Origin of the sequence: Chitinophaga rhizophila (assembly GCF_019492185.1) — a bacterium.
Classification (GTDB): Bacteria; Bacteroidota; Bacteroidia; order Chitinophagales; family Chitinophagaceae; genus Chitinophaga; species Chitinophaga rhizophila.
Window position 1 is genome coordinate 115,999 of record NZ_JAICCF010000004.1, and the last position, 14,472, is coordinate 130,470.

9 protein-coding genes are annotated in these 14,472 nt (G+C 46.8%); 5 read left to right on the forward strand and 4 right to left on the reverse strand.

The genetic code is table 11. The features are described 5' to 3' along the window. Nucleotides 1-112 precede the first annotated feature (112 nt). The 5 genes from K1Y79_RS20635 (at nt 113) to K1Y79_RS20655 (ending at nt 7,310) form a co-directional block, all read left to right on the forward strand. On the forward strand, nt 113-676 hold the full coding sequence (locus K1Y79_RS20635) for a DUF3347 domain-containing protein (protein ID WP_220252091.1): 564 nt from the start codon (nt 113-115) through the stop codon (nt 674-676). A gap of 156 nt (nt 677-832) precedes the next feature. After that, nucleotides 833-2,773, forward strand: a complete 1,941-nt coding sequence (gene thrS / locus K1Y79_RS20640) for a threonine--tRNA ligase (RefSeq protein ID WP_220252092.1) — start codon at nt 833-835, stop codon at nt 2,771-2,773. A gap of 188 nt (nt 2,774-2,961) precedes the next feature. After that, a complete protein-coding gene (gene infC / locus K1Y79_RS20645) occupies nt 2,962-3,675 on the forward strand; it encodes a translation initiation factor IF-3 (protein WP_220252093.1) in 714 nt (237 codons plus the stop codon). Between the two features lie 205 nt (nt 3,676-3,880). Beyond that, the gene (locus K1Y79_RS20650) at nt 3,881-4,276 is read left to right on the forward strand and encodes a response regulator (RefSeq protein ID WP_220252094.1); all 396 of its coding nucleotides are present in this window, start codon (nt 3,881-3,883) and stop codon (nt 4,274-4,276) included. 16 nt (nt 4,277-4,292) lie between these two features. Then, on the forward strand, nt 4,293-7,310 hold the full coding sequence (locus tag K1Y79_RS20655) for an ATP-binding protein (protein WP_220252095.1): 3,018 nt from the start codon (nt 4,293-4,295) through the stop codon (nt 7,308-7,310). A gap of 86 nt (nt 7,311-7,396) precedes the next feature. Here the strand turns inward: K1Y79_RS20655 and K1Y79_RS20660 are convergent, their stop codons facing one another. From K1Y79_RS20660 to K1Y79_RS20675, 4 genes are read right to left on the reverse strand one after another with little or no spacing between them, the layout of a single operon-like run. After that, nucleotides 7,397-8,707 (reverse strand): DUF4302 domain-containing protein, encoded by a 1,311-nt coding sequence (locus tag K1Y79_RS20660; RefSeq protein WP_220252096.1) that lies wholly within the window; start codon nt 8,705-8,707, stop codon nt 7,397-7,399. A gap of 10 nt (nt 8,708-8,717) precedes the next feature. Next, the gene (locus K1Y79_RS20665) at nt 8,718-9,566 is read right to left on the reverse strand and encodes a zinc-binding metallopeptidase (protein WP_220252097.1); all 849 of its coding nucleotides are present in this window, start codon (nt 9,564-9,566) and stop codon (nt 8,718-8,720) included. Between the two features lie 20 nt (nt 9,567-9,586). Beyond that, nucleotides 9,587-11,044 (reverse strand): RagB/SusD family nutrient uptake outer membrane protein, encoded by a 1,458-nt coding sequence (locus K1Y79_RS20670; RefSeq protein ID WP_220252098.1) that lies wholly within the window; start codon nt 11,042-11,044, stop codon nt 9,587-9,589. Between the two features lie 17 nt (nt 11,045-11,061). Next, nucleotides 11,062-14,466, reverse strand: coding sequence for a SusC/RagA family TonB-linked outer membrane protein (locus tag K1Y79_RS20675; protein WP_220252099.1), 3,405 nt, complete (start codon nt 14,464-14,466; stop codon nt 11,062-11,064). Between the last annotated feature and the right edge of the window lie 6 nt (nt 14,467-14,472).

Sequence of the window (14,472 nt, forward strand, 5' to 3'; positions counted from 1 at the left end):
CGAAAATTAATTGAGAGGTGCAAAGTTAGTGCTTTTCGGGGAGAGTCCATAGAGGTGGAGGCACTTCTATCATCTGATTCGATTATCTTTGGAGCCAAAAGTTCAGTAAAACATGAGGTCAGCTATATTTCTGGTAATCATTGGGTTCCTTGCCTGTAATGAATCTGCCAAAAAAACCGAGGCTGCTGCAGTGGAGGAAGCGCCATTGAAAGCGCCGTATGCGGCGCAGTTTTATGATTCGCTGCAGGTAACGATGGATGCGTATTATGATCTGACGGAAGGGTTTTCGCAGAGCAATGCGACTTATATTAACAAATGGGCGGGTGTTCTGAAGCAGCATGTGGACAGTTTGCCGTTACAGTTATTGCAGCTGGATCCCGCGAAGCTGGAAGCGATCCGGTCGGCGGCAGGCAGTATCAGTGCGGAACTGACCGGTATAGCAGGCGACAAGGATCTGGAAGAGAAAAGGGCGGGATTCAATATGGTGTCGGACATGTTGTATGACATTGTGCAGGTGACAGGGTTGAAGGGCCAGACAGTCTACAGGCAGTATTGTTCTATGGCTTTTGATGACCGGGGCGCGTACTGGATGAGTAAAAGCAGTAAATTACAGAATCCTTACTTTGGTAACGGAATGTTAGGCTGTGTGGAGGTAACTGACAGTCTGCGTTATTAAAAGTAGCGATATGAGGTAGGAATGCAGTGATGTTCATTACATTTGATATACCAAAATGCCGTCATTTTTCTTAACTTCGCAAGCCGATTTTATAGGCTATTTAAAATCAACATAAAAGCAAACAGCAAATAGCTGTAGGATAACAGCTCAAATCGTATGATCAACATTACATTACCGGATGGCGCAGTTCGTCAGTATGAAGCAGGAGTAACTGCAATGGATGTTGCCAAATCCATCAGTGAGGGATTGGCAAGGAAAGTTTTGGCCGCAAAATTTAATGGTCAGGTGACGGATGCGTCCCGGCCAATTACAACGGATGGTACTCTGCAGTTATTGACATGGACAGATACAGATGGTAAAGCTACCATGTGGCATTCCTCTGCCCACCTGATGGCGGAAGCGCTGGAGACACTGTATCCCGGGGTGAAATTTGGTATCGGACCTGCTATTGAAAACGGGTTCTATTACGATATTGACCTGGGAGGCCGTAGTATCTCCGACGAGGACCTCCAGAAGATCAGCGATAAGATGGCGGAACTGGCGAAGCAGAGCAATGCATATGAGCGCCGTGAAGTCAGCAAAGCTGAAGCTGAGCAATACTTTACTGAAAAGAATGATGAGTACAAGCTGGAACTGATCAGAGACCTGCAGGATGGTACCATCTCTTTCTATACACAGGGTAACTTCACGGACTTATGTCGTGGACCGCATATTCCGAACACTGGCTTTATCAAAGCGATTAAGCTGACCAACATTGCCGGCGCTTACTGGCGTGGTAATGAGAAGAATAAGATGCTTACCCGTATTTACGGTATCACTTTCCCTACCCAGAAAGAGCTGGATGAATACCTGCACCTGGTAGAAGAAGCGAAGAAACGTGACCACCGTAAGCTGGGTAAAGAACTGGAACTGTTCACTTTCTCTGAGAAGGTAGGGCTTGGTCTGCCTTTATGGCTGCCAAAAGGAGCGATGCTGCGCGAGCGCCTGCAGAACTTCCTGCAGAAAGCGCAGATAGAAAGCGGATATATGCCGGTAGTAACGCCGCATATCGGTAATAAGAACCTGTATATTACATCAGGTCACTATGAGAAATACGGTAAAGACAGCTTTCAGCCGATCCATACCCCTGAAGAGGGCGAGGAGTTTATGCTGAAACCGATGAACTGTCCTCATCACTGTGAGATCTATAAGGCCAGTCCGAAGAGCTATAAAGACTTGCCGGTACGTTTTGCAGAATTTGGTACCGTATATCGTTATGAGCAACATGGAGAGCTGCATGGCCTGACACGCGTGCGTGGCTTTACTCAGGATGACGCCCACCTGTTCTGTCGCCCGGATCAGGTAAAGGAAGAGTTCTGCAAAGTGATCGACCTGGTGTTATATGTGTTTAACAGTCTGAACTTCACAGATTATACTGCGCAGATTTCACTGCGTGATAAGGAAGACAGAGCGAAATATATCGGTACAGAAGAAAACTGGAACCTGGCAGAGCAGGCTATTATTGACTCAGCGGCAGAGAAAGGGCTGAAGACAGTAGTAGAGTATGGCGAAGCAGCGTTCTACGGACCTAAGCTGGACTTCATGGTGAAAGATGCCCTGGGCCGTAAATGGCAGTTGGGTACTATCCAGGTTGATTATAACCTGCCTGAGCGTTTCGAGCTGGAGTACGTAGGTGCGGATAACCTGAAGCATCGTCCGGTAATGATTCACCGCGCGCCATTCGGATCACTGGAGCGTTTCATTGCAGTATTGATTGAGCATTGTGGTGGTAAATTCCCGCTGTGGCTGACGCCGACACAGGTGAAGATCCTGCCGATCAGTGATAAGAACCAGGCTTATGCAGAAAAAGTCGCTGAATTACTAAAAAATGCTGAAATTCGCGCAGAAATTGATGACCGGAATGAGAAGATAGGTAAGAAGATCAGGGAAACTGAACTTGCAAAAGTACCTTATATGCTCGTTTTAGGTGAGAAAGAAACAGCTGAAAGCAAGGTTGCAGTACGCAGACAGGCGAAAGGCGATCTTGGTGCGATGGACCTGGAACAATTTATAGCACTTGTAAAAGAGGAAGTAGTTAGCAGGAAGCCATTCGAATAAGACAATTATATACAAAAGCTCATAAAATATATTTTTAACTAATTGAACTTTTGTATTTTCGGGTACGTTAATTGCTTTATAGTCCATAGATCACAGATGACGGTCTGCAGATTCAATCTTATAAGACTCTGTTCGTGGACTATGGACCACATACTGACAATTATTAATTAGTAACTTTATTTTTTTTAATGCCACAAGGACCCAGACCAAATTTTAACAGCAACAATCCCAACAGGGGTAGAAATCCTAACTTTCGCAGAGAACAACAACAAGAGCACCGCACGAACAGAATGATACGTGTGCCAGAAGTGCGATTGGTAGGTGAGAACATTGAGGTGGGGGTATATCGCACAGAGGATGCCCTGCGTATGGCAGAAGAGCAGGGACTGGATCTGGTTGAGATTTCTCCAAATGCCGCTCCTCCGGTATGCCGTATCATTGACTATAACAAGTTCCTTTACGAGAAGAAGAAGAAGGAAAAGGAGATGAAGGCGAAAGCTCATAAGAGCGAGGTGAAGGAAATTCGTTTTACGCCAAATACCGATGACCATGACTTTGACTTCAAAGCTAAACATGCTGAGAAGTTCCTCAAAGATGGTAACAAGGTTAAAACATATGTACAGTTCAAGGGCCGCGCGATTATGTTTAAAGAGCGTGGTGAGCTGATTCTGCTGAAGTTTGCTGAAAGGCTGGCAGAAGTAGGTGCCCTGGAAGGTATGCCGACAATGGAAGGTAAGCGTATGATCGCTATCTTCGCACCAAAAGGTGCTAAGAAGAAGGCTGATGCAGGACCAAAAGAAGATCGTCCGAGAGAGGATCGTCCTAAGGAAGATCGTCCTCAGCAGCCGAGAGAGCCGCGTCCAGCGCCAGCGCCGGCTCCATCTGAAGGCAAGCCTGAATAACTGTTCATATTATATGCGCTTTATTTACTTGGTGCAATTATATCAAATGAACCCGGGACATGTGTTCCGGGTTTTTTTATTGCATAAATTTGCCGAATGTTGTAGCTTGCTCATGCGGAGATTACTTAAACCAATAACATGCATTTATTTCTAATATTCACTATGTTACCCAATGTACATTATATTGGGTAAGTTTTGACACAATATGCAGGACAAGAAAATTTGCTTCTTAATCGATGATGATGAAGATGACCAGGAAATTTTTAGCCTGGCACTTGATACGCTGGACATAGACGTTACTTGCATCACTGCCAACGATGGTATTGAGGCGCTGAACAGACTGAATATAGATACTGATTTCACTCCGGACTTCATCTTTCTGGACCTGAATATGGTACGGATGAATGGGAGGGAATGTCTTGCTGAAATTAAAAAACTGTCGCGCCTGAAAAAGGTGCCGGTTATTATATACTCCACTTCTTCAGAACAGAAAGATATCACGGAAACCCGGATGTTAGGGGCAGATGACTATATAATTAAACCTCCAAGTATCTCCTTACTCGTGAAAAGATTGGAGCAAGTTTTGAGTAGGGATAGCTAGACGATTTAGATATTTTATGGAACTAACCAAGACCATGGCCCCTGAATTTCTCACCGGTGGAGGTGAAATGGGGGAGTTGATTCGCTCCAGGGATTGGTCTAAAACGCCATTAGGACCTGTAGAAGCGTGGCCCCAAAGCCTGAAGACATGCATAAGAATCATTCTGACATCAAGGCAACCCATGTTTGTTTGGTGGGGCAATGACCTCATTAACCTGTATAACGATGCTTACAGAAGTATTTTGGGAGGTAAACATCCTGCTGTTCTGGGCATACCCGCCAGAGATGTTTGGAGAGAGATCTGGGACGATGTAGGCCCCAGAGCTCAGGCCTGTATGGAAAACAACATCGGTACGTATGATGAATCGTTACTGCTGCTCATGGAGCGGAATGGCTATCCTGAAGAGACTTACTATACATTTTCCTATAGTCCGGTACCCGGTGATGAAGGAGGTACAGGCGGTATTATCTGTGCCAACACAGATGATACGCAGCGCATTCTGGGTGAAAGGCAGCTGAGGACTTTAAAGGACCTGGGCAAATACCTGGCGGATGCTGCCGACGACACAGATGTGTACTCACGAGCCATTACTGTACTTAGAAACAACACTGCGGATTTTCCATTCGCCTGTTTCTATAACGTAGAGATAGCTGAAGGACGTTTAAATATGGCGGCAAAGACAGAAGACGGCATTCCTACAGAAGTGCTGCCTGAGTCAATGCTGCTGATGGATGATATTGCCACGGAATGGAACTTCCCTGACGTTGTTACCCACACTAAAACGATTACTGTCCGTGACCTGAGCTGGAAGTATGGTCCATTACCATCCGGTAGTTGGAAGATTAGTCCTGATCAGGCCCTGGTAATACCGGTGATGCAAGGTGGACAGGATTGTCCGTTCGGGATACTGGTAGTAGGAATTAGCCCTCACCGGGAACTGGATGATAAATACAATAGCTTCTTCCAACTAGTAGCAGATCAGGTGGCAGGTAGTATCGTGAACGTGCGCGCAGTAGAAGAAGCCCGTAAAAGAACAGAAGCGCTGCTGGAAATAGACCGTGCTAAAACAGCCTTTTTCAGTAATATCAGTCACGAGTTCAGAACACCGCTGACCCTGATGCTGGGCCCACTGGAGGAGTTGTTATCCCAGCAAGACGGCTCTCTCACCCCTGAGCAGGAAGCAAACCTCCAGGCTACTCACAGGAACGCCATGCGCTTATTGAGACTGGTAAATACATTGCTGGACTTCAGCCGTATTGAAGCAGATAAGGTAAAAGCACAGTATTTCCCTGTGAATCTGGCAGACATTACGACTGACATTGCCAGTACGTTCAGAGCAGCAGTAGAACATGCCGGCCTGAAGTTTCATGTGGACTGCCAGGCATTATCTACAGTAGCTTATGTTGACAGGGATATGTGGGAGAAGGTCGTGTTGAATCTTCTTTCAAATGCCTTCAAATACACACTCAAAGGTTCCATAAAAATAACGCTTGAAGAAGCAGATCATCACGCAATATTGCGTGTGAAAGATACCGGGGTAGGTATTCCTGCTGACGAACTGCCCAACATGTTTGAACGTTTCCATCGTGTTAAACATTCTAAAGGTCGGACGCACGAAGGAACAGGTATTGGTCTGTCGCTGGTCAAGGAATTGATACAACTGCACCAGGGCGATATCAGCGTAGAAAGTCAGGAAGGTACGGGCAGTACTTTCACCGTAAAGGTTCCCTTGGGCAGAGCCCACCTCCCGGAAGATCAGGTAATTGACAAGAGAGTAGACTATACCTCCTCACTCACTGACGCCTATGTGAATGAAGCACTATACTTCAGCCGCGAAACAGAGCATCAGGCAATTGATAAGATCACAGAGGGAGGTGAAAAGGCCCGCATCCTGATAGTGGATGATAATGCCGATATGCGGGATTACCTGCAGCGACTCCTGGAAAAACAGTATATCATAGACACTGCCGCTAATGGTAAACTGGCGTTGGAGAAAATAAAGTCGCATACGCCAGAGCTGGTAATTAGTGATATCATGATGCCGGAAATGGACGGAATTGAGTTATTGCATCACATTAAGCATACTGCTGCAACCGACTCATTACCAGTCATTTTGGTGTCTGCGCGCGCAGGAGAGGAAGCGAAGATTGAAGGCTATGATATTGGGGCAGACGACTACCTCACCAAGCCATTTTCCTCTAAAGAATTGCAGGCAAGAGTACGAGCACAGATACGTATCTCCAGATTGCATCGTCATGCGATAGACATCTTACAACACAGTGCCGAAGAACTGGAGAAGAAGGTGGAAGAACGTACAGCGGAATTATTGCGTAAGAACTCTGAACTGGAACAGTTCGCATACATTGCCAGTCATGACCTGCAGGAACCACTGCGTAAAATAAGAACCTTCTCTGAGCTATTGCAGAAGAGTTTGCAGAAGGGTAACCCGGTTAATAACTATTTTGAGAAGATACAGTCCTCTGCAGCCAGAATGACTCAGCTGATCAAAGACGTGCTGGATTATTCACGCCTGGCTAACACTGAAGGTAAGTTTATTCCGATAGACCTAAACACGGTATTACAGAATGTTAAGATTGACTTCGATCTGCTGATAGAACAAAAGCAGGCGGTCATCCAGAATAATACGTTGCCTGTTGTAAAAGGAGTGCCATTACAGTTGCAGCAGCTGTTTACCAACCTGATAGGTAACTCACTGAAGTTCTCTGAAAAGCAGCCGCTTATAACTATAACAGCACAGCCGCTGCCTGCATCCGAAATACCTTTCTACCAGGGGTTGAAAGAAGACGAGAACTATGTTAAACTGGAGTTTGCCGATAATGGTATCGGGTTCGAGCAGCAGTTTGCAGAAAGGATATTTGCTATTTTCCAGCGCCTGAATGAACGGAAGGTATATGCAGGAACCGGGATAGGTTTAGCGCTTTGTAAGAAGATTGTAGAGAATCATCATGGGGTGATCCGGGCGAATGGTAAGTTGAACGAAGGGGCAACTTTTACAGTCATCTTACCCGTATAACTATTCATTATATCTTATCGTCAATATAAAAGAGGAAGAGGAACTGATATTCAGTTCCTCTTCCTCTTTTATTATCCATGTCATAGCTACTGCGGATATCCCGTGAAGTAGAAGTCAGGATGTTCTATACTCTTCAGTTGCCCCAGTTTACCTTCCTGCGGATCATTGAAGAAGTCAAGTGTAAACCGGTCATTACGGATATAGTCAAGTAAAGGCTTAGCATCAGCTGCTATCAATGAAGCATTACCTGCGAATGCCTGTCCTGTAAAGTTGAATACACCGTCGGCCGTCTTGGTGTAAGTGAACGGATATCTTGCCAGGTACTGGTTATTGTTCTGGACGATATATATGTTCAAGTCCATCGTCTGCTGTGCTACATTAAACACGTAAGCTGTGTAATACAGTGTCAGGCCGTAAGGCCCATTGATCAATGAACTAGCCAGGTTAGCAGAGATGGTAGCATAAGCCGGCGATGACCCGGGAAGTGGTTGCGGCAGTACGATCAGGCCGTCGAACTCTATACCGAGTAAACGGTGAGCAGGTACAACGGCGCTGGCTGCAACTTTCACTTCCACCCGTTGATCTCCTATAGTAACATAGAACACGCTTTTAACAGGATCCCAGAGCAGTTCACTGAAAGTGTTACCGTTATAGGTAACCGGTGTTTTCAGCTGGATGCCATTAATGGTATAAGAAAAGCTCGTCGTAAGTGTCTGCACTTGTCCGGAGCCGTCTACATACACCAGGGAAAAGTTCTTTGTCGTTGGATTGATACCCACCTGTAACCGGATGCCGTCAGAGAACTCCAGGTACAACCAGGGATTTGAGAAAATGTAACTTCCTGCATTATTAATGAGCGTAGCCAAACTTCCTGCGGTATAAGCGGCTGCTTCTGCGGCTGTTGCTCTGACCAATATCATGCGGGTATTGTTGGCTATACCTGTCAGCTTAATAGTATCTGTAGTTACTGTATCAATGCTGTACTCAAAGTCAATGGAATACCCAAGACCGGTTACACCTCCAAAGACATTCGGATCAGGGTCTGCCAATAAATGCAGATATGAGTAGGTGTCAAATAAGAGGGAAGGCCGTTGTACTGCTTTGAGGCGGTAGCTACTTTCCATAGACTCGGCTGCGGCGTCCAGGTTGATGTCACTTTGCATGGTTACACGGTCATTAGCGCCAAACTTGAAATAGAAGGAATAGCCACCTCCGTCCTCCGGATATACTGCCGTTTTCCATCCATTCGCACTTCCTGTAAGCGCTGTTTTATATTCCTGGAGTGCCTGCGCCATCCGGTCTTCCGGCTTTTCACCGAAAACAGATTCGGTCTTATCCTTTGAACAGGCGGCAAAGAAAAACGCCAGTAGTATGATATATATTCTATTATAGAGCATTTGTCCGGGTTTATAGGTTATCAATGGCGGTCTGTACACGTTCCTGCAAACGATAGAAGTCGATGTTGTAGTTCTCCATAAAATAGCGGACTATGATCTCTTCCTTTTGTCTGAATTTCGGTAGTACGTCATCCGGTGCTTCTGCAATAATGGCTTCATAGCCGTCTTTTCCTTCTACCAGCATGGTAGCAATCATCTCAACAAAATCCTCATCGGGTGCGCTACGGGCATATTGCGTGATGAAACCCCTGTCAAGTGCCTCCTGCAAAGTATAGTCATTCCAGCTGCCAGTATAACCGGTGGATATGCGCTTATATTCTACCGGGTATAGTATCGTCTGATGCAGGATGTGTGCAAATTCGTGATGAATAGTGTGCAGCATCTGTCTTACAAAGGGCTTGTCGGTAAGCACAAACTCGTTGAGCCAGAACAACACGATTTTACGGCCACCTTCTGCGGTACCCAGGGTGATGGTATTATTGGAGTTAAACTGCGGACTCCCTACCAGCACGAACTGCTTCTGACAGTAGGTCTTGAAGAAGGTCTCTCCGGCTTCGGCAACATAAGGGGCAATCCAGGTTTGCTGGATACTGCTCATTACCGGTCTGATCTTACTCTCCATTACGGGAACCAGTGTCTTGTCCAGTGTCAGTTCGTAGCGTTCAAAACGATATTTCACCTCAATATTATAAGGTTTGGTGAATACGGAATCCAGCCAAGTATCAAGTGGACCTTTTTCCCAGGTCTCGCCACCAAGGCCGGGGATGTTCACACTGTTTATCTTTTCATCCTTTGAGCAACCCGTCAGGCTTGCAAGGATGATTACTATCATGAGCAATTTTATCTGCATCTGTTTCATAATCAATTTAGTTTTGCCGTTTAACGGGGATTCTGCTCAACGCCGGCCAGTACCACTTCCTGCGGTAACTGGAACAGGCGTCGCTTGTCATCTGGTGCGAGTGTTTCAGACTCTCCGCCCACACTGGTATGTACTACAGGGATCTCGTACCGTAGGATATCAAACCAGCGCATGCCTTCCTGTATAAATTCCGCCCGTTTGAAGTCGAGTAGTGCGTTCAGCAACCCTGTCTTTACATCGGAAGTATTATAGAAATTGCGAAGTGCAGCATTGGTGATGCGGTATTCACTGGAGTAGTCTTCAATACGCATACTCGCGTAGTCATCCAGGTCGTTCCTGGCAGCGGTAAGATTGCCCAGGTAGATATTAGCTTCGGCCCTGTTAAATAACGCTTCCTCTGCTGTGAAAAGCGGGAAAATGGTATAAGGCACGCCGATGTCTGCATTAGCGCTGGAACGCACGAAGTGCTCCCTGAATTTCAGCACTATCCAGTTTTCTGTATTGCCACCTCTGTAGTACAACGGCTGTACCCAGCTGGCACCTGTTACATTTGGATAGATGAACAGCTCATATACCAGGTCAGTTCTGAGGCCATAACGATAGCTGGCTACATTCCTGGCCCAGTTAGACGGACCTTCTGCCAGCAGCAGATTGGCTGTTTCAGATGCTTTGGTATAGATGGCCTCCATCTCGTTACCTGTCAGCTGACTATACACTGTCACCCATGGACGGAGATTTGTTTTAAAGTTTCCGCCGGGGAAGACGTTATTAGCGTAGGTCACCACTTTCTGATAGTCCTTTTTAAACAGGTAAAAGCGGGCTGCAAATGCATTGGCAGCTGCTTTGTTAAAGTGATATTTAGGCACTTTATAGGAGGCGTTATCCAGCAGCGGCATGCCTTCCAGCAGGTCTTTTTCTATCTGCTCATATACGTAGGCAACGGTCTTTCTTTCATATTTCCCGTTCACTACTTTCTCAGGTGCCGTCACATAAGGAATACCCACGTCTTGTGCTGAAGTGGTGGCATTATAGACCTTGGAGAACAATGTTACCAGCATAAAGTGATTGTATGCACGGGCTACAAGCGCTTCCCCTTTCTGTGCATTATAGTCTTCCGGATTCTCTGCTATAGCTATTGCTTCCAACGCCTGGTTACAGGCAGCGATAGACTGGTAACAGGCATTCCAGTAGTTGGTAGGAGTACCCTGATCTCTTTCCAGTACATCCCGGAAAAAATAAGGATTGGTATTTACGGGCTCACTGACGAAAGCACCGGTACCCTTATCGGCTGCGTTATCAGATGCGGCCTCGGTAAAGGTAGCATAGTCGGCCTGCGGGTACGCTGTAGCCAGTAACTCGGCCACCTTCTCAACAGTATTCAACTGGGTACGCTGATCCGGCGACTGCTCCAGGTATTTTTTACATCCTGCAGAAGCGATCAGCATTATGGCAATTATATAGTAAGTTGTTTTTTTCATCATTGCTTCGTTTTAAATTACAGACCGGCTTTCACAGAAAAAGTGAATTGTCTGGGTATAGGCAAAGCCACACCGCCGGAGTTAAAGAACTCAGGATCCTGACCGTTAAGGCGGTCATCAGAATAGATCAGCCAAAGGTTATTGGCGACTAAGCTTACAGACAGATTATTAAAACCAGCCCGGCGTATTGCCTTTGGAGGCAGGTTATATGAAAGAGATACCTGCTTCAGTCTGACAAAATCGCCATTAGCTACACGAGCTGTTGAATAGTTGTAATTGTTGTAAGGATAGGCTCCATCCAGCTTTGAAAATCCCAGTTTGTCCAGTACCGAAGGTACGTTAGTTCGGTCCTCATCTCCCGGCAGTGTCCAACGATTTAGAAAATCATTTGAACTGGCATCCAGGTCGGTATACTGCTGCCTGAATCCTGGGTTCAGCCTGATTTTGTTACCCGAACTATACGTTACCAGGGCGGAGAGGGAGAAGTTGCTATACCGCAGTGTATTATACCAGCCTCCGGTCAGCGTAGGGTCTACCGGGCCATTATATACCAGGTTCTGAATCCTGTCACTCTGCAGGTACACGTTGCCACTCTTATTACCATCCTGGTTGGTAAATACCGGGGTACCATCCTTCGGGTTCAGGCCCTCAAACGGAATAGAGTAAAGTCCGCGCACGGGATGACCTACTGTTGCACCACCTTCTGCTACCACAAGGTCCCAGATGATAGGAATGTTTTCCAGTTTAGTGATCTTTCCTTTGTTGTAACCAACGGTTAACTGTGTGCGCAGTCCCCAGTCTTTCTGGTCTACTATCTTATAAGCCAGTGTTGCTTCCACACCATGCGATTTCATATCTCCATAGTTGGCAATCTTTGTCCCCTCACCACCAATGCCGGAGGTACGGATAGGGCCAATCAGGTCAAAGCCATTCCGCAGGTAACCATCAATAGTAAAGGTCAGTTTATCCTGAAAGAAACCAGCGTCTATACCGATGTTGGTCTCATACTGCTTTTCCCAGGTAAGCTGGGAGTTCTCGAGGCTCTGGATATAGATAACCGATTCAATCTCGGATAAATAAGGGCGGTTAGCACTCCTGTTCTGTAACACCACGCTGGAGTTACGCGCATTACCCATACTACCGGTCAGGCCGTAGGTAGCTCTCAGGGTTAACCTGTTCACGGTTTCCTGTCTGCGCATGAAGTCTTCAGTATCCACGTTCCATGATCCGCTCACATTCCAGGTAGGCAGCCAACGTGCGGTACGGGATTCGCCCAGCAAGTTAGAACCATCATACCTGATACTGGCGTTAAAGTTGTATTTGCCCTTGTAGGAGTATGCTGCATTCGCCAGATATGCCAGGTAGCGGTCATAGTTCTGGGACATACCATAATAGTTGAAGTTGTTCTCTACATTCTGCTTGATCACATTCGGATCGATGAACGGTACACCTCCTTTGTCAAATTGATATCCATAACCGTCAAACTGCCTGTTCTGGCGGTTGGCGTACCGTAGTTCCTGAGATCCGAGGAAGTTAACCATATGTACATCATTCCAGTTCTTACTCCATTCCACCATGTTGCGGAAGTAGTAACTTACCAGGTAATCATCTTCGGTAGTATAGATACCGCCATAAGGTAGTACCACTACAGGTTCTGCCTCCGGATCATCGGGGTTGCGGTAGAGGAAGCGGTTACGCTGGCGGATGGTAGCATCGCCTGCTGCCCGGTACGCCTGCGGCATGTTGGAGTTCTCCTTGATCTTGTGCTCCTGGGTGGATTTCACATAACGGATATTACCCAGGAAGGTATATTTCAGGTTCTTTAGGATCTTGTAAGAGAAATCGCCCTGTAGTTTTATATCGAGCTGGCTGAGATCAATCAGGTTGTTATTCATCTCGTTCACGATATTAAAAGGAGCGTAGTTCCGCGTAAAGTATTCAAGATTACCTCGCTCATCATAAGCTGTCAGCGCCCGGCTGGTATTAAGGGCGTAACTGTATGGGTTGATGTCAAAGTCCCGGTCAAACTGTCCGCTTACAGGGTTACTGTTCCTGTTCAGGGTACCCGGTACGCGCTGGTCACGGATGACTGCCTGGGTAATGAAGCCGAAGGATACTTTATCATTGATATTGTAGTTGGCTCTTACATTACCGGTAAAGCGCTTCAGTTTATCTGCGAGCGTCCAGCCCTGGTCCTGCAGGAAACTGGTAGATACGTACAGCTGGGATTTGTCTGTACCGGAAGATACGCTCAACGAGTGCTCCTGCATGAATGAGTTCCTGAATAACACGTCGAACCAGTTGGTATTGGCTTTGGCATACCGCTCCAGGAACTGGCGTTTCGACTCCGGACTGTTATACAGGCCGAAGCTGCCATTAGTAGCGTTATAGGTATCAATGAGGTTATACATTTTGGTATACACACCGCCATTCTCTGCCCGCGTAGCGTCAGAGTGGTTGAGCCAGCCTTTCAGGGACAGCTCATTGTAAAAAGCCATCTGGTCGTCCGAGTTCATAATGTCAAACTGATCGTAGGTAGGACGCAGGTAAGTAGAGTAATTACCGGTATAAGAGATCACTGGTTTGCCGACTTTACCTTTCTTTGTGGTGACTACCACTACGCCGTTCATGGCACGTGCGCCATATAATGCGGTAGCTGCCGCGTCTTTCAGGATCTGGAAGCTCTCAATGTCGTCTGAGTTGAGTCCGGCAACAGAAGAACCCAGCAGGGTAGCAGGGTTACCGGTGGACAGCTGCTCGTTGGATACATTAATAACGTCTTCCAGTACAACGCCATCTACCACCCAAAGAGGCTTATTATCTCCGGTGATGGAGGTAGCGCCACGCACCCGGATCTTGGGTGCAGCGCCGAAGGTGCCTGATACGTTCTGCACGCTTACACCGGCTACCTGACCTTCCAGCATACGGCTTACATCAGCAATACCATCACGCTTGATATCGGAGGCTTTAACATTAGTCGCAGCTCCGGTGAAGAGCTTACGGTCGATTGTCTGGTAGCCGGTCACAACTACCTCTTTCAGTGCACTTACATCTTCTTCGAGAATGATGTTCACGGGTTCGGTGGTCGCTTTGGCTTCTCTGGATTTGTAGCCGACCATGGAAAAGGTTAGGGTGGCACCTTTCTTAACTTTTAAGGTAAATGCGCCTGCGGCGTCAGTCACCGTTCCGTTTGTAGTGCCTTTCTCAATCACGTTGATACCAGGGATGGCTTCCGGGCGACCGTTCTTGCCATAGATCCGGACAACCCCGGTAATGGTTTCGGTAATGGGTTGCTGGAAAAGGCCATAGGTACCTGGCGAGGCAGTCGTGCTGACTACAGGGGCCGCGGTGGCATGCACTTCGCACAATGCACTGCACACAAGCAGGCAAAGCCACTTTGCTTTCGGGTTTAGAATATACATACTTCA